Here is a 15991-nt window from a genome sequence, read left to right as displayed (position 1 = left end):
GACCGCGTGATCAGGTGGCGCGATGAGGTCGACCACACGCTGGCCCGCAACGCGGAGCTGGCGCGCTGGCGGAGCGGGGAGGTGTCCGCGAGGAAGCTGCGGGACGCCGATCCGCGGCTCGTCGCGGCCGCGCGATTCCACGGGGTCCCCGCCGGGGCGAAGTGCCCGCTTTGTCGCAATGGGGACCTCCGACTCGTATCCTGGGTTTTCGGAGAGAACCTGGGGCATCGTTCCGGCACCGCGTGCGGGGCCGCCGAACTTGCCCATTTGGTGGCCGAGCGTGGACCGTGCACCGTGCAGACGGTGGAGGTTTGCCCCGATTGCCGGTGGAACTTCAGGGTTCGCACGGCGACGGCGGAGACGGCCGACGCAGAATGAAGCAATAACCGATTTGGAGAGAGCCCGTGAGCAAGGATCCTCGAGACAACGCGAGCGGACCCGGTGACCCCGGGTCCGCCGGCGGCGAATGGTGGGACGTCGAGTCCGCCTCCGGCGCCGGGCGTGACGGGGCGACCGGCGCCACCGGCGCGGGTGCCGCCGGCGCGTCCGGCGAGCACCGCCTCGGACGAAACGGCGGCCGTCGCGCCGGCGGCCCGTCGAAGGACGATGCCTTCGCCGGGGACGGCAAGTACGCCCCCGATGAATACGGCCCCGATGACTACGACGCGGACGAGTACGACGCCGGGGACCGCATCGACGATGACCTGGAGGACGACGGAGACGTGGAGGAAAAGGGCGGCCGCCGCCGGGGCATCTGGGCATGGCTGGGAGTCGCCGCCGTGCTCATCATCCTGTTCCCCGTCGCGATCTTCGGCATCGCCTACATGGCGACCGACGTCCCGGAACCCGAAGATCTGCGCAACGACCAGATCGCGGTGATCTACGACAAGACCGGCGACAACGAGATCGCCCGCATCGTTCCGGAGGCCGGCAACCGCCGCGCCGTGAACCTGCAGGACGTGCCGTCGGTCGTCCGCAACGCGGTGCTCGCCGCGGAGGACCGCGAGTTCTACACGAACCCCGGCTTCTCGCTGAGCGGCTACGCGCGCGCCGCGTGGGGCGTCGTCACCGGCAACCCCTCCGCGGGCGGCGGTTCGACGATCACCCAGCAGTACGTCAAGAACGCCGTCGTCGGCAACGAGCGCACCGTCACCCGAAAGGCCAAGGAACTGGTCATGTCGGCGAAGATGGCGCGCGAATGGTCGAAGGACGAGATCCTCGAGGCGTACCTGAACACCATCTACTTCGGCCGCAACGGCTACGGCATCGCCGCGGCCGCCGAGGCGTACTTCGGCAAGAAGGTCGAGGACCTCACCGCCGCCGACGCCGCCGTGCTCGCCGCGTCCATCCAGCGCCCGTCGGCGCTGGACCCGTGGACGAACCGCGCCGAGGCCGAGCAGCGCTGGAACTACGTGCTGGACGGCATGGTCGACATGGGCGTGCTCACCCAGGCCGACCGCAACGCCCAGACGTACCCCGAGACGCTCGATCCCGCGCTGGTCCCGCAGCAGGCGCCGGAGCCCGGCCCAGCCGCGATGATCAAGTCGCAGGTCCTCGCCGAGCTCGACCGCGAGGGCATCACCGAGCAGGAGGTCAACACCCTCGGCCTGCGCGTGACCACCACCATCGACCCGGAGGCCCAGAAGGCGGCGCTCAACGCGGTGGACAACTACATGTTCTCCGACGACCTGCGCGCCGCGATCGTCTCGGTCGAGCCGAAGACCGGCGCCGTCCGCGCCTACTACGGAGGCAACGACCCGAACGGCTGGGATTACGCCAACTCGGGCCTGCAGACCGGTTCGACGTTCAAGATCTTCGCGCTCGCCGCGGCCCTGGACCAGGACATCCCGCTGTCGGCGCAGTACTCGTCGGCGCCGGTCCAGTCCGGTCCGGTGACCATGCAGAACGCCGGCGGCGCGTCCTGCGGCGTCTGCCCGATCTCCGAGTCGCTGAAGCAGTCGCTGAACACGCCGTTCATCCGCCTGCAGCGCGACCTGGCCAACGGCCCGACGGACACCGCCAAGATGGCGCACCGCCTGGGCGTCGCCGAGTCCCTGCCGGGCATCGAGCGCACCCTGGTCGAGGAAAACGGCCAGTCGCTCGACGGCATCGCCCTGGGCCAGTACCAGAGCCGCCCGATCGACATGGCGGTCGGCCTGGGCACCCTGGCCAACGACGGCGTCTACCAGCAGACCCACTTCGTGGAGAAGGTCGAGACCGTCAACGGCGAGGTGCTCTTCGAGCGCGAGAAGAAGGACGGCGAGCGCCGGGTCTCGGAGGCCGTGGCCACCAACGTCATCGACGCGATGAAGCCCATCGCCTCGTTCAACAACCACGCCCTGGCGGGCGGCCGCCCGTCGGCCGCCAAGACCGGCACCACCCAGCTGGGCGACACCGGCCTGAACAAGGACGCGTGGATGATCGGCGCGACGCCGCAGCTGTCCACCGCCGTGTGGGTGGGCAACGTCGACGGCTCCGCCCTGTACAACGCCTACGGCGGCGTGATGTGGGGCGCGAACACCCCGTCGGATCTGTGGAAGTTCACCATGGACAACGCGCTGGTGAACCAGAACTGGGAGAACTTCTCGCAGCCCAAGCCCGTCAACGGCGTCGCCGGTGCCCCGGCGTGGAGCGGCAATGCCCCGCCGGCCGGTCCGGGCCGGGACGAGAACTCGAACGAGGAGAGCTCCGAGGAGTCCTCGCCGGCCCTGCCCGAGCTTCCCGAGATCCCGCCGCCGGGCGGTGGAATCGGTGATCTGCTCCCTTTCCCCCGCCCTGGTGACGGAGGCGGACCGGGCGGTGGCGGCGGAGGCGGCAACGGCGGCGGCGGAGGCGGCGGGGGCAACGAGCCCGTGCCGCAGCCCGCGCCCGGCCCCGCTCCCGAACCGGCCCCCGGAAACAACTGAGCCGCTGTACCGAGCCACACCCGGGACGGACTGAACCGGCCCCGGGGAAGGGCCGCCGGAATTCTCGCCGGCGGCCCTTCGACATTCATTGGGGCCGCCGACCGGCGGCCGATACTTACCCCGGCCCGACCGACGGGCCGACGACACGAACGGGTGGATGAATTGAGCGGCATGCTGATCCTCACGATGGCGAGCGTCTTCGCGGGATTCCTTCTCTTCGGCGCTGCCTTCTACGGCTTCATGTACAAGTGGCCGCAGAGCCGCGTGTGGGGGCTCGTGATCGGCGCATTCTTCTTGGCGACGATCGTCCCCGTGATCATCGCCCTCTTCCACGCGGCGACGGGAGAGTGATCGGGCGCCGCTGCGGTCGCGGCGGGTCGGGCGGTTGCGCGCCGCCCGTCGCAAAGCAGCGGCTCCCGTAAAGCACCGGCTCCCGTAAAGCACCGGCCCCCGCAGAGAGCCAACCCCCGCATGGCGCCGGCCTCCGCAGAGCACCGGCGCCGAATGGCCCCCGGCCCCGCACGAGCGATTATGTGCGGGGCTTTCCCATGGGCTACCCTGACCAGGTTGCCTGACGCAACGACCCTCCTGCCACGCGGAGGTCGGATGCGGCGAGCACCGCGGACAGACCCGCGGCGCCTCCCTCCGTCGAACGCTCCCCGTGGCCGAAACACGAAGAACTAGACCATAGGAGGTGATGAGGTCCGTGCGTCACTACGAAGTCATGATCATCCTCGATCCGTCGCTGGATGAACGCACCGTCGGCCCGTCCCTGGAGAAGTACCTCGACATCGTCCGCAAGGAAAAGGGCGAGGTCGAGAAGGTGGACATCTGGGGCAAGCGCCACCTGGCGTACCCCATCGAGAAGAAGGAAGAGGGCATCTACGTCGTCCTCGACCTCAAGTGCGAGCCGGCCGCCGTGCTGGAGCTCGACCGTCGTCTCAACCTGAACGACTCCATCCTGCGCACCAAGGTGCTGCGGGGCGATCGCTAGTTTTCCCGCCGGGCCCTCCGGGGTCCGCACGGGACCGTAGGATGGCGGGCGTAAAAGCCCGTCACCGATGAACATCGCCCAATCCGAAGAGGAGCGAACATGGCACAGGGAGAGACCCCCATCACGCTGGTCGGCAACGTCGTCGCCGATCCGGAGCTGCGCTACACCCCGTCGGGTGCGGCCGTGGCCAACTTCCGCGTGGCGTCCACGCCGCGCGCCTTCAACCGCGACTCGGGCCAGTGGGAGGACCAGGAAGCTCTGTTCCTGACCTGCAACATCTGGCGCGAAGCGGCGGAGAACGTGATGGAGACCCTGAGCAAGGGCATGCGCGTCATCGTGCAGGGCCGTTTGCGCCAGCGGAGCTACGAGACCCGCGAGGGCGAGCGCCGCACGGTCTACGAGATCGAGGTCGACGAAGTCGGCCCGTCCCTCAAGTTCGCTTCGGCCCAGGTCACCCGCAACCCCCGCTCCGGCGGCCAGGGCGGCGGCGGAGGCCAGGGCTTCGGCGGCGGCAACCAGGGTGGACGCGGCTTCGGCGGCGGAAACCAGGGCGGCGGCCAGAACCAGGGCAATTTCGGCGGCCAGGGCGGCCGCGGAGGAAACCAGGGCTTCGGCGGCGGACAGCCGGCCGAGGACCCGTGGAACTCCGCTCCCCAGTCCGGCGACTTCGGTGGCGGCGACGAGCCGCCGTTCTGATCCGGTCCCACGCGATCACACAAATCCGACGTTAGAAATATCCAGCGAAAGGCAGGGATCATGAAGCTGATCCTCACCGCCGCCGTCGACAAGCTCGGTGTCCCCGGTGACATCGTCGAGGTCAAGGCCGGCTACGGACGTAACTACCTGCTTCCCCGCGGTCTGGCCATCGTGGCCACCCGTGGTGCTGAGAAGCAGATCGAGGGCATTCGCCGTGCCCAGGAGGCCCGTGAGATCCGGGACCTCGACCACGCTCGCGAGGTCAAGGACAAGCTCGACGCGCTCGAGAACGTTTCCGTCGCCGTGAAGGCGTCCGAGACGGGCAAGCTGTTCGGTTCGGTCACCGCCGCCGACGTCGCGGACGCGGTCCGCAAGGCGTCCGGCCAGGCCATCGACAAGCGCGCCGTGCAGCTCTCCGCCGGCCAGATCAAGGCCACCGGCAAGCACACCGTTGACATCGCGCTGCACCCGCAGATCACCGCGCATGTTTCCGTGGAGGTCGTCGCCGCCTAAACCGCGGCCCATGACGGCGGCCGGTCACACCGGCCCAATGACAACAGCGCACCCCGGCCCCTCCCGATCCCTCGGGAGGGGCCGGAGGTGTCTCTCGGGTGCGCCGGGGGCCCAACCTTCGAGTTCCGCTTGAACATGAGGGGGGAGGGGTTGCGGGAGGGGGTTGCCGGGCTTGTGGAAAAACTGTTGGGGAGTTTCCGCAGGACACCACCGTCAGCCCGCCCGAAAGTGAACCGCAGATGAGGTCCGGGTGGCGCGCAGGGGGTCCGAATGTCGCCCGTTGGCTACCCCCGCCACCGGACTTTTTCTCGGAATAGGTTCGTGACCAGCGGAAATACTGGTTTGTGCTGGTCACCGGGTTCGGCGTCGCGTGGGGCTTCGGAGTTGCTCCACATAATCTCCTGGGCATTCATGTTTCGTTCACACTTCGTCCCCAGATCCATCCACAGCTCCTGTGGATAACTCTGTGGGGAACCGCACCCGGGCGGCGCGTTCGAACGCCCGCGGATGAGGTTCCGATCCGGGCCGCGGGGTAGCCTGTGGCGGAACCTGGACCCGGGTCAGCCGGACCCGCGGGACGACAGCTCACGGAAGGGAAGGCGGCGGACATGAGCCAGCCACGGGAACCGATGGAGGGCGCGGCATTTGCGGCGTCGTACGACGACGTGCCCCCGCCCCCGGAGTCCGGGAGCTTCGACGGCGGATACTCGGGCGCCGGGCCGTCGGAAAGCGGGGGAGGCTCGGGAGGCTTCAACCGCAGGGGCCGCGGCAACGGCGACCGGTTGCGCGGCGAGCAGGTTTCGCGGGGAGTCGATTTCGGCCGCCAGCCGCCGCACAACATCGAGGCGGAGCAGGGCGTCCTGGGCGGCATGCTGCTGAGCCCCACCGTCATCGCCGACGTCTACGAGCTGCTCAAGCCGGAGGACTTCTACCGGCCCGCGCACCAGGCCATCTACGAGGCGATCCTCCACCTGTACGGCGAATCGTCGGAAGTGGACCCGATTCTGGTGGCCGGGCGCCTGGACCGGCTGGGAGACCTCGAGCGCGTCGGCGGGGCGCCGTACCTGCACACGCTCGTGGCGATGGTGCCCACCGCGGCGAACGCGCACTACTACGCCAAGATCGTCGCCGAGAAGGCCACCATCCGCCGCCTGGTCGAGGCCGGCACGCAGATCGTGCAGTTGGGGTACGCCGGGGCGGAGGACTCGGAGCCGGAGGTGCTCGTCGACCAGGCGCAGCAGATCGTCTTCGGCGTCGGCCGCGACTCGGAGAAGGCGGACTACTCGTCGATGTCCGAACTCATGGACCCGGCGCTGGAGGAGATCGACCTGATCTCGCAGCAGGGCGGCCTGGCGCAGGGCGTGCCCACCGGTTTCCACCGCTTGGACGAACTGACCAACGGACTGCACGGCGGGCAGATGATCATCATCGCGGCGCGCCCCGGCGTCGGAAAGTCGACCATCGCCCTGGACTTCATGCGGTCGGCGTCCATCCAGCATGGCAAGACCAGCGTGATCTTCTCGCTGGAAATGTCGAAGATCGAGATCATGATGCGCCTGCTGTCGGCGGAGACGGAGATCGACCTGTCCAAGCTGCGCTCCGGAAACATGGAGCCGGGCGACTGGAACAAGCTCGTGGAGCGCACGGAGCAGATCCGCGAGGCGCCGCTGTTCATCGACGACTCGCCGAACCTGACCATGATGGAGATCCGCGCGAAGGCCCGGCAGCTGAAGCAGAAGCACGACCTCGACCTGATCGTGCTCGACTACCTGCAGCTGATGTCCTCCGGCAAGCGCGTCGAATCCCGCCAGCAGGAGGTCTCGGAGTTCTCGCGCCAGCTGAAGCTGCTGGCCAAGGAGCTCGACGTGCCGCTGATCGCCATCTCGCAGCTCAACCGCGGGCCGGAAGCGCGCACGGACAAGAAGCCCCAGGTCGCCGACCTCCGCGAATCGGGTTCGCTCGAGCAGGACGCCGACATGGTCATGCTGCTCTACCGCCCCGACTCCCAGGAGCTCGAGCACGAGCGGGCCGGCGAGTCCGACATCATCCTGGCCAAGCACCGCGGCGGCCCGATCGGCACCGTCACCGTGGCCAACCAGCTGCGGTACTCGCGCTTCGTCAACATGGCCCACGAGCACTAGGGGGCCGGGGACGGGCAGGCTCACGCCGTTCGGTCACATTCGCACCGTGGGGGTGTTCCCCGTCACCTGGGCTTTCCAGTCCAGGTCAGCAGGGGTAAACTGCCTTACCCGCGGCCACGGGCGCATTTTTGCGTGCCAAAAGCGCCCCCGGACGGGGCCGCGGACGGTGAATGTACGGGAGGATTCTTTGGCGGGAACCGTAGCTGCCAACACGGCCGGCGCGTCGGCGAACACTCGCCCGCGCGTGGAATGGGTCGATTCGGCGAAGGGGCTGTGCATCCTCCTCGTCGTGCTCGGCCATGCCGTCACGGAGTTGGCCAACCACGGTTACTCGACCGGGATCTGGGCCGAGGTGAGCTTCATGCTCGGCCCCATCCGCATGCCCCTGTTCTTCCTGCTTTCGGGCCTCTTCGCCGCGAAGGCGCTGTCCGAGTCCTGGCACAAGCTGGCCAACCGCCGCATCTGGGTGATGGTCTGGCTGTACGTGCTGTGGGTGCCGCTGCGCGACGTCGTGCTGGCGATGCTCCCCGCGTCCTACGTGACCGAGATGGGCTTCATCGACGCGCCCCGCATCGTCGATCCCTCGAACTGGGGCGCGATGTTCTACAACTCGCTGCACGCCCTGGTCGAGCCGACCTCGTACCTGTGGTTCCTGTGGGCCCTGGCGCTGTTCGCGATCATCTCGAAGGCCACGCGGCACGTCCCCCCGCTCATCCAGATCGCGGCGGCGGCGGCCGTCAACGTCGCGGCGCCGTTCGTGGCGGTCAGCTGGTCGTGGGACTTCGTGTCCGAGATGTACGTCTTCTACCTGATGGGCATCTACGGCGCGCCGTACATCTTCCGCATGGTCGACCGCCGCCCCATCGGCTTCCTGGCCGGATCGGTGGCCGCCTACGTGGTGGTCGCGGGGTGGGTCGTCCTCACCTTCCCGTCGTTCAACGACGGCAACCAGGGCCTCACGCGCCTGTTCCTGTCGACGGCCGGCATCTTCGCGGCCGTCAACGTCATGGCCATGCTGCAGGGTTCGGTGGTGGTCGAGCCGTTCGAGAAGCTCGGCCGCCGCACGCTGCCGGTGTTCCTGATGCACATCCCGATGCTCGCGATCCTGGGCATCGTCGCCGACCAGTTCTTCACGCGGGATCCGGGGCTGCCGTGGCAGCCGGTCATCGCCACGGTGATCGCCGCGGCGCTGTGCCTGGGGCTGTACCGCCTGCTCCTGCGCGCGGGCGCCGGGTGGCTGTTCAAGCGCCCGGATTGGGCGGTTCGCTTGACGACGCCCGCCGTCGCCCCGGCCGTGCCCGCCACCCCCGCTTCCGCCGGGGAACCGGGTCCGGTCGCGCGGGCCCGCGCCACCGCCGTTCGCGGTGACGGGGAGGGCGGCCGCCGATGAAGCTCGCGACTCTGCGCATCGATGGTTCGACCCGGGCGGCGGTGCTGTCCGGGGGTTCGGCCGTGCTGCTGGACGCCTCGTGCGTCGGCGATCTGCTGTCCCGCGAAGGGTGGCGGGAGGAGGCCGACGCCGCCGTCGCCACCCTCGACGCCGATCGCCCGGATCCGGAGCGGGTGGTCCCGGAGTCCGCGTGGGCTTTGGCGCCGTTGATCCCGCGCCCGGGCAAGGTCTTCTGCGTCGGCTTGAACTACGCGGCGCACATCGACGAAATGGGCCACGACCGCCCCGACGTGCCGACGCTGTTCGCGAAGTTCGCCGATGCCCTGGCCGGCCCGCGCGATGACCTGATGGTCCACGAAGACGCCGCCGGCGCCCTCGATTACGAGGGCGAGCTGGCCGTCGTCATCGGCGAGACCGCCTACCGCGTGGACGAGGACGAGGCCGCGGCGCGCATCGCCGGGTACGCCATCCTCGACGACTTCACGCAGCGCGACGCCCAGTACGCCACGCAGCAGTGGCTGCAGGGCAAGACGCTGCAGCGGACCTCGGCCTTCGGGCCCTGGCTGGCCACGCCCGACGAATTCGACGCCTCGACCGCCCGCGTGCGCACCTGGGTCGACGGCGAACTGCGGCAGGACGCGCCGATCGCCGACCTGGTGTTCCCGCCCGCCGCGCTGGTGTCCTACATTTCGCGGTTCGTGCAGCTGAACCCGGGCGACGTCATCTCCACCGGGACCCCGGCCGGGGTCGGCCACGGGATGTCGCCGAAGACGTACCTGCGCGACGGCCAGGAAATCCGCGTGGCCATCGACGGCCTGGGGGAGCAGCGCAACATCCTGCGCATCCGGTAGCGTCCGGGGCAGGCGCCCGGTCGCGGGTCGCCGAGGCCGTGCCGGAGGCTTCCGCAATCGGAGGTTCCGGACGGGGCGTCGTGAAGCGAAAAAGCCCCCGGGAATACCCGGAGGGGTTTACGTGTTGTTCGGGGCGTGCCGGGAAGCGGCACCGCGCGGGGAGGTGCCCCGCGGGAACCGATGAAACGAGGAGCCCCTTCATGGCAACCATCGACGTCACCAACGAGACCTTCGCCCAGACCATCCAGGACAACGACATCGTGCTCGTCGACGCCTGGGCCGAGTGGTGCGGCCCCTGCCGCCAGTTCGCGCCGATCTTCGAGCAGACCTCGGAGAAGCACGCGGATGTCACGTTCGCGAAGCTGGACACCGACGCCAACCAGGAGATCTCCGCGGCGCTGGGCATCCAGTCGATCCCGACCCTGTTCCTGTTCCGCGAGGGCATCCTGCTGTTCCAGCAGGCCGGCGTGCTCCCGCCGCAGGCCCTCGAGGACCTGCTGCGCCAGGCCCGCGAGCTGGACATGGAAGATGTCCGCCGCCAGATCGAGGAGCAGATGGCCGCCGGGGACGCCGCCGCCGGCGACGCCCAGGCGTAAGTGGGCCGGTAGGCGGGTCCAGGGGCGCAGGCGCGTCCGGCCCCCGGGACCCCGGGGGGCGGGAAACCCCGCGCCCGGCGATGGCGGTCGTTCGGGGGAGCGGTCAGGCGGCGGTGCGCCGCGTCTGCCAGCCCAGCCCGAAGCCCGCGGCCGTGGCCACCAGGAGCGCGAGGACCCACGGGGTCGCCGACCCCGCGACCGGTCCCGCCTCCGCCTCCGCCGACGCCGCCTGGCGGATCGCCTCGTCGCCGCGCTTCTCCACGCCGGCGCCGCCCTCCGGGAAGACATGCGCGATCGCCGCGGTGAAATCGTCGGGCGAGACGTTCCGCGTCAGCACGGCCATGACGTAGCGGTCGTCCTCGCCGAAGAAACCGGCGGACGTGCGGATCTCCGGGTCGTACCAGCCGCCCTTCGCGCCGACGAACTCGTCGGGCAGTGCCGCGCGCAGGCCGATGTTCTGGTCCGCATCGCCGTAGGAGTACCGCGGCAGCGAGTACATCAGCTGCACCAGGTAGCGGGTCTCGACGTCGGAAAGCCCGCCCTTCTTGGACAGCAGGCCGTCGAAGAAGGCCACCATGTCGGCGGCCGACGACTTCGTCGAGCCCCAGTCCGAGTTCGGCACGGTCGCCTCGCTGAGCCCGTAGCGCTCCTTGATGTTCTCGACGACGCGCGTATTGCCGTACTTGCCCCACAGGGCGTCGGTCGCCTCGTTGTCGGAGTAGCGCATCATGTCGTCGCGGAGCATCGCGTCGCCGTTGCCCTTCACGGGCATGTCGCCCTCGCCGGCCTCGATCTCGCCGCGGCGGCCCGGAGGCGCGTAGTTCGTGTAACCGACGACCTCGGCGATGAACACCTTGGACAGGCTCGCCAGCTGGAACCCCTCCAGGCACTGCTCGTTGCACACGAGCTCGCCCGTCTTGCGGTCCAGGAACGCCATGCCGATCTGGCCGCCCCCTTCGGCGACGGTCTCGGTGGCCTCGTCCATCCGCTCGCGGATCTCGCGGCCGACGTCCGTCGTCGGCTCCGGGATGCCGGAGCCGCCGGCGCCGGCGCCCTTGGACGGCTTTTCGCCGCCCTTGCCGGCATCCTTCGGGTCTTCCTTTTCGGCGGACTTGTCGGCGCTCTTCTCGCCGGACTTGCCGGAATCCTTGCCCGCGTCCTTGTCGGCCTCCTTGTCCGCCGAGGTGGCGGGCGACTTGTCGGGAGAGGTGGATGCCGGAGCGTCGGAGCTCTTCGCGGGGGCCTTTCCGGTGGGCTTGGCCGGATCCTTCGCGTCCTCCTTCTTCGCCGCTGCGGCGGTCGGCGCGGCGAAAGGCGTGGCGGAAGCGGAATCGGGGGAATTGCTCGGCACGACGGCGGGCGCGGCGACGGCGAGCAGGGCCGCGCAAGCGGACGCGGCGGCGATGCGCCGGCCCGGGAACCGGGGGTTGAACATGATCCGAGACTTTACATCGGAAGCGCAATCCGTTTTTCCCGAAGGTGGCCGAGGGCGCCCGGAGCCGGGGTGCACGGCGTGAACCCCGCGCGTGGGGCCGGGTTTTACGTAGAATCCGGGGCGACGACACCGAAAGGAACCCCGCGACATGGCTAACCCGTTCAGCAAGGGCTGGAAGTACATGATGTCCTCCTTCGACAAGAAGATCGAGGACAACGCCGACCCGAAGGTGCAGATCCACCAGGCGGCCGAGGCCGCGAGGGAGCAGCACCGCCAGATCCAGGAGCAGGCGGCGTCGGTGATCGGCAACCGCAACCAGTTGGAGATGACGCTGTCGCGGTTGCGCAAGGAGAGCGAGAAGCTCACCGCCAACGCCCGCACCGCGGTCCAGCAGGCCGACGCCGCGCGTGCCGCGGGCGATGAAGCGAAGGCGCGCGAGTTCGAGAACTCCGCCGAGATTTTCGCGTCGCAGCTGGTGAGCGTGGAGACGGAGATTGAGCAGACCACCGAGATGCACGCCCAGGCCGTCACCGCGGCCGAGGAGGCCCAGCATCAGGCCAAGCAGTCGCAGGCGCGCTACGAGCAGATCAAGTCCCAGATCCGCGAGCTCGAGTCGCAGGCCGACCAGGCGAAGATGCAGGAGGCCACCTCCCGCACCCTCGAGGGGATGCAGGGCGTGGCCAACGATCCGAACGTGCCCACCCTGGAGGGCGTGCGCGAGAAGATCGAGTCCCGCTACGCCAACGCGCTCGGCGCCCAGGAGCTGGCGCAGAATTCCCACGCCGGCCGCATGGCCGAGATCGAGGCGTCCGGCGCCGACGCACGCGCGGATGCGCGCCTGGCGGAGATCCGCGCCCAGATGGCCAAGGAGGCCGGGGACAAGGAGCTGGGCAAGGGCACCGCGGGTGAGCTCGAGGCCGGCGCCGAGACCGGTGCGGAAGCGAAGCCGGGCGCCGATGCCGGGTCCGAGGCCGGTGCGACGGAGACGGCCGCCGACTCCAAGGCCGCGCCGGGCGCCGACGCCGGAGTCACCGACGTCGACGATGCCGACGTGACCGTCGAAGACCCCGGCGCGGGCGACGGCAAGCACCGCGCCTGAGGCACGACGGCCGGGATCAGCCCCTCTTGTCTCCCGAGGGGTTGTTCCGGCGGTTGAGCAGCACGCCGCGGATGCCGGCGTGGAACCCGTCCCGCAGATTGACGCGCTGGCCGTCGGTCAGCGTGTATTCGTGCAGCGTCTCGCAGGCGAACTGCAGCAGCGGGCGGTCGATCTCGGGCGGCAACCCGCCACCGGAGAGCAGGTGCGCTTCGTCGCGCTGCTGATCCGTCGCCGCGGACTCGTACCACCACAGGGCGTACTGCTGGCCCACGTCGAACGGCGACTGGAACCCGGCCGACGCCCAGACTTCGTTGGGCAGCGGGACGTAGCGCGACCGCAGCTTGCGACGCGGCGCCATCATCGAGGGGTTCGGTCGTGGCCCGGGCTTCGCGGGCGAGCCGGTGCCGGCGTCCTCGACTTGGCCGGAAGCATCCGAGCCGGACTCGGCGCCCGCCGCAGCGGGGGAGTCGCCGGTGGTCTTACCGCCGGCGTCCCCTGTACCGGCGGCGCCACCACCGGATACGCCGCCATCGGCGGCCTCTGCACGGGGCGCGCTGCCGCCGGCAGATCCGGATTGCGATGCATCCTGGCCCGCGACCGCGCCGCCGCCCGTTTCACCGGACTTCTCGCGGACCTGCCCGCCCGGCTTGGCGCCCTCCTTCGCTGAGGCCTTTTCCCCGGCCCTTTCCCCGGCCTTCGCCGCGGCTGCCGCGACCGCGGCCATCGCCTCCGCAGGATCCCGCGGCACCGGCGTCGACGCCGCAGCCGGGGAAACGCCCGCCTTCTCCGCCGCCGCATGCTCGGCCTGCGAGGCAATCTCGCGCGCGCCGGCCTTCGCGGCGGCCTCGGTTTCGGCGACCTTCGGCGCATCCGCCCTGGCCGTCGGCGTCGCCGCGTCCGCCGTCCCGCGATCCTCCGGCGAATCGGGATCCCCGGCGGACCGGTCGTCGTCAAGCGCAGTGCCGGGAGGCGTCACCCGGGTGTCGGGCACCTCCGTGGCGCCCTGCTCCTCGGGGGGCTCGCATTCGCCGAGCGGCTTGTCGCGCACGACCGGCGGCAGCGGGCCCTCCAGGACGTTGAGCTGCATGGACTCGGCGAAATCCTCGCGGGGGTCGAGGATCGTCGTCGAATCGCAGGCATGGCGAAGCGCCGACGACATCGAATCCCAGCCGAAGCCGTACAGGTGCACGCGCACGCCGGCGTTCGACGCCTCCGCGACGCCCGGCAGCATGTCGGCATCGCCCGACACGAGCACCATGTCCGACGCCAAACCGCGCACGCCGGCCAGGACCATGTCCGCGACCAGCCGCGTATCCACGGCCTTCTGCGTGCGGCGATCGCCCCATTCGATGAGTTGGCCCGCGCGCAATTGAACGCCGTCGATGGTGCGCAGGGAACGTTGATAACGGTGCGGCCCCGACTCCGGAATGCCGTCGTACCAGAGCTGCCGCTGCACCGGCTGCCCCAGCTGTTGCGTGATCATCCGGTCGAGTACATGAACAACCTCTCTGAGATCGATTTCCAATTGCCCGCGGGCTCCGGTCTCCCACGAGTTGTAAAAGCTGGCCAGCAGGTAAGACGTGTCGACGTAAACCAATGTGCGTTCAAGCATGGGCTCCTTCAATCCGTTCATTGCTAAAGAAAGTCAGATTCGTTCATGTCCCAGGATGCATGAATTTGGCGGTCCCGTGGCCGGGAAGTCCGCCGGGTACCGTTGACCACGGCCGGGGCGGAATTCGAGCGCGGAAAGGTGGCGGGCGGCGTGAAGCGGTGGTTCGCGATGCTCGTGGCGGTGACCGTCGTCGGGCAGGCCGTGTTCAACGGCGGGCGCGTGCTGCTGAGTTACCGCGTGCTGGATTTCGGCGGCGATGCCGTGATGATCGGGGCGTTCACCGCGGCGTTTTCGCTCGTCCCCCTGCTGATTGCGCTGCGTGCCGGGCGGCTGGTCGATGACGGCCACGCGCCCGCGGTGATGCGCGCCGGGCTGATCGCGACGGTGGCGGCGACCGCGCTGATGGCGTGGTCGGAGGGCTTGGGCCTGCTGCTGGTCGGCTACGTGGCGTTGGGGTTCGCGCACATGACCAGCCTGATCGCCGCGCAGGGGATGGTCTCCAAGTTGCGCGGCACAACCAGTGGCCTCGATTCGCTCTTCGCCTACTTCACCTTGGGCATTTCGGTGGGGCAGTTGCTGGGCATCGCGCTTTCCGGGTGGATCGCGGCCGGTGGGCAGGGCGATGGCCGCGTGAACACGACCCCGGCGTTGCTGGGCCTGACCGCGCTGGGCGCGGTGGCCCTGGTGGCCGGATGGCCCGTGGCCTCGGCTTTTCGACGCCTCGTGCCCGCCGTCGAGCAGCCGGCCGAGGGAGCGCCCGCGCATTACCCGGTGCGGAGGATGCTGGGCCTGCCCGGGATGCCCGCGGCGATGGGGGCGTCGGTGGCGGTGATCGTGGCCATCGACCTGATGACCGCCTACATGCCGGTGCTCGGCCATGAAATCGGCTTGTCGGTTGGCGAAGTGACGATGATTCTCGGTGCCCGGTCGGGCATGGGGGTCGTGTCGCGCGCGCTGATGCCGTGGGCGCTGGCGCACGTGGACAGGGACCGCGTGCTGGTGGCCATGATCGCGGCGGGGGCCGTTCCGCTGGTGGCGACTCCGTGGCTGAACGGGGCCTGGATGCTGGCCATCGCGACGGGGATCTGCGGGTTCGCCTGGGGGTTCGTCATGCCGATGACCATGACGTGGGTGTCGTCCCTCGTTCCGCCGGCGGACAAGGCCATGGCTCTGTCGGTCCGGTTGATGGGCAACCGCCTGGCGCAGGTGGCTCTGCCGGCGGGGGCGGGTGCCCTCGCCTCGGCCACGGGAGTCGCGACGGTTTTCGTCTTGTCCGGGCTCATGCTCGGGGCCACCGCGGTGGGGGCGGGCCAGTCGCTCACGGGCCGCCGTCGTTTGCGGGGTTTGCGGTGAAACATGGGTTGACGTGGCGTTTTGCTTTGTTCGAAGCGGCGTGTGTAATGTTCTGGGAGTCAGCGAGGCCGACGCCGCAAGGCGGGACGGGCCGCTGGTTGGGGGAAGAGCCAGACACTGTTGGTTGGACGCTGCTTGCGCGGTGTTCGGCGGGTGTGCTAAGTTCTTCTCTCGCTGCTTGAAGCGCCGGGTGAGGCCTGGTTGTTTTGGGTGTGCGCGTGTTTTTTGAGAACTCGATAGTGTGCCGATGTACTATTTTTTGTGTTGATTTGGTGAGTGCCAGGAGTTTCTGGTTGCTCTTATTTCAACCTTTTTTGGCGTGCCTGCTCCTTCACCCTGTCGGGGTGGGTGCGTTGTTGTTTTTTTGGATGATGAATGCCAGGCTGACCATGTTTTTGTGGTTGG

General features: G+C 69.3%; 14 protein-coding genes. 12 read left to right on the top strand and 2 right to left on the bottom strand.

What is annotated here, in order from left to right; translation table 11 throughout:
* The first annotated feature begins 6 nt into the window (after positions 1 to 6).
* The 10 genes from CHAN_RS13525 (at position 7) to trxA (ending at position 10087) form a co-directional block, all read left to right on the top strand.
* Positions 7 to 378 carry a DUF5318 family protein gene (locus CHAN_RS13525; protein ID WP_082144315.1) on the top strand — a complete coding sequence of 124 codons (372 nt, stop codon included), beginning with the start codon at positions 7 to 9 and terminating at the stop codon, positions 376 to 378.
* Positions 379 to 404: 26 nt separating this feature from the next.
* The gene (locus CHAN_RS13520) at positions 405 to 2906 is read left to right on the top strand and encodes a transglycosylase domain-containing protein (protein ID WP_377748404.1); all 2502 of its coding nucleotides are present in this window, start codon (positions 405 to 407) and stop codon (positions 2904 to 2906) included.
* 171 nt (positions 2907 to 3077) lie between these two features.
* Entirely contained in the window at positions 3078 to 3257 is a 180-nt protein-coding gene (locus CHAN_RS13515) for a hypothetical protein (RefSeq protein ID WP_048740665.1), read from the top strand.
* A 355-nt stretch (positions 3258 to 3612) separates the two neighbouring features.
* A complete protein-coding gene (gene rpsF / locus CHAN_RS13510; RefSeq protein ID WP_082144321.1) occupies positions 3613 to 3900 on the top strand; it encodes a 30S ribosomal protein S6 in 288 nt (95 codons plus the stop codon).
* A 99-nt stretch (positions 3901 to 3999) separates the two neighbouring features.
* A complete protein-coding gene (locus tag CHAN_RS13505) occupies positions 4000 to 4596 on the top strand; it encodes a single-stranded DNA-binding protein (RefSeq protein ID WP_048740669.1) in 597 nt (198 codons plus the stop codon).
* 60 nt (positions 4597 to 4656) lie between these two features.
* Complete coding sequence (gene rplI / locus CHAN_RS13500) at positions 4657 to 5109, top strand: 50S ribosomal protein L9 (RefSeq protein ID WP_048740672.1); 453 nt, start codon at positions 4657 to 4659, stop codon at positions 5107 to 5109.
* A 608-nt stretch (positions 5110 to 5717) separates the two neighbouring features.
* Positions 5718 to 7250 (top strand): replicative DNA helicase, encoded by a 1533-nt coding sequence (dnaB, locus tag CHAN_RS13495; protein ID WP_290290566.1) that lies wholly within the window; start codon positions 5718 to 5720, stop codon positions 7248 to 7250.
* Between the two features lie 244 nt (positions 7251 to 7494).
* Positions 7495 to 8640: an acyltransferase family protein gene (locus CHAN_RS13490; protein ID WP_290290563.1), complete on the top strand. Its 1146-nt coding sequence runs from the start codon at positions 7495 to 7497 to the stop codon at positions 8638 to 8640.
* Positions 8637 to 9491 (top strand): fumarylacetoacetate hydrolase family protein, encoded by an 855-nt coding sequence (locus tag CHAN_RS13485; RefSeq protein ID WP_290290560.1) that lies wholly within the window; start codon positions 8637 to 8639, stop codon positions 9489 to 9491. The genes CHAN_RS13490 and CHAN_RS13485 overlap by 4 nt, the downstream gene beginning before the upstream one ends.
* A 200-nt stretch (positions 9492 to 9691) precedes the next feature.
* Positions 9692 to 10087 (top strand): thioredoxin, encoded by a 396-nt coding sequence (gene trxA / locus CHAN_RS13480; protein ID WP_290290558.1) that lies wholly within the window; start codon positions 9692 to 9694, stop codon positions 10085 to 10087.
* A 103-nt stretch (positions 10088 to 10190) separates the two neighbouring features.
* Here the strand turns inward: trxA and CHAN_RS13475 are convergent, their stop codons facing one another.
* A complete protein-coding gene (locus CHAN_RS13475) occupies positions 10191 to 11522 on the bottom strand; it encodes a serine hydrolase (RefSeq protein WP_290290556.1) in 1332 nt (443 codons plus the stop codon).
* Positions 11523 to 11670: 148 nt separating this feature from the next.
* Between CHAN_RS13475 and CHAN_RS13470 the strand changes: the two genes are divergently transcribed.
* Positions 11671 to 12621 carry a PspA/IM30 family protein gene (locus CHAN_RS13470; protein WP_290290553.1) on the top strand — a complete coding sequence of 317 codons (951 nt, stop codon included), beginning with the start codon at positions 11671 to 11673 and terminating at the stop codon, positions 12619 to 12621.
* 16 nt (positions 12622 to 12637) lie between these two features.
* Here the strand turns inward: CHAN_RS13470 and CHAN_RS13465 are convergent, their stop codons facing one another.
* A complete protein-coding gene (locus CHAN_RS13465) occupies positions 12638 to 14233 on the bottom strand; it encodes an NYN domain-containing protein (RefSeq protein ID WP_290290552.1) in 1596 nt (531 codons plus the stop codon).
* Positions 14234 to 14383: 150 nt separating this feature from the next.
* Between CHAN_RS13465 and CHAN_RS13460 the strand changes: the two genes are divergently transcribed.
* Positions 14384 to 15586, top strand: a complete 1203-nt coding sequence (locus CHAN_RS13460) for an MFS transporter (protein WP_290290549.1) — start codon at positions 14384 to 14386, stop codon at positions 15584 to 15586.
* The last annotated feature ends 405 nt before the right edge of the window (positions 15587 to 15991 follow it).

The sequence above is a fragment of the Corynebacterium hansenii genome, from assembly GCF_030408795.1.
Classification (GTDB): domain Bacteria; phylum Actinomycetota; class Actinomycetes; order Mycobacteriales; family Mycobacteriaceae; genus Corynebacterium; species Corynebacterium hansenii.
The sequence above is the reverse complement of the archived record's forward strand: the minus strand, read 5'-3'. Positions and strand labels throughout refer to the sequence as shown.

Coding starts and splice junctions, on each gene's coding strand:
- CHAN_RS13465 (WP_290290552.1), bottom strand. CDS start 14,233: ATGCTTGAACGCACATTGGTTTACGTCGACACGTCTTACCTGCTGGCC.
- CHAN_RS13515 (WP_048740665.1), top strand. CDS start 3,078: ATGCTGATCCTCACGATGGCGAGCGTCTTCGCGGGATTCCTTCTCTTC.
- CHAN_RS13475 (WP_290290556.1), bottom strand. CDS start 11,522: ATGTTCAACCCCCGGTTCCCGGGCCGGCGCATCGCCGCCGCGTCCGCT.
- CHAN_RS13505 (WP_048740669.1), top strand. CDS start 4,000: ATGGCACAGGGAGAGACCCCCATCACGCTGGTCGGCAACGTCGTCGCC.
- trxA (WP_290290558.1), top strand. CDS start 9,692: ATGGCAACCATCGACGTCACCAACGAGACCTTCGCCCAGACCATCCAG.
- CHAN_RS13470 (WP_290290553.1), top strand. CDS start 11,671: ATGGCTAACCCGTTCAGCAAGGGCTGGAAGTACATGATGTCCTCCTTC.
- CHAN_RS13485 (WP_290290560.1), top strand. CDS start 8,637: ATGAAGCTCGCGACTCTGCGCATCGATGGTTCGACCCGGGCGGCGGTG.
- rplI (WP_048740672.1), top strand. CDS start 4,657: ATGAAGCTGATCCTCACCGCCGCCGTCGACAAGCTCGGTGTCCCCGGT.
- dnaB (WP_290290566.1), top strand. CDS start 5,718: ATGAGCCAGCCACGGGAACCGATGGAGGGCGCGGCATTTGCGGCGTCG.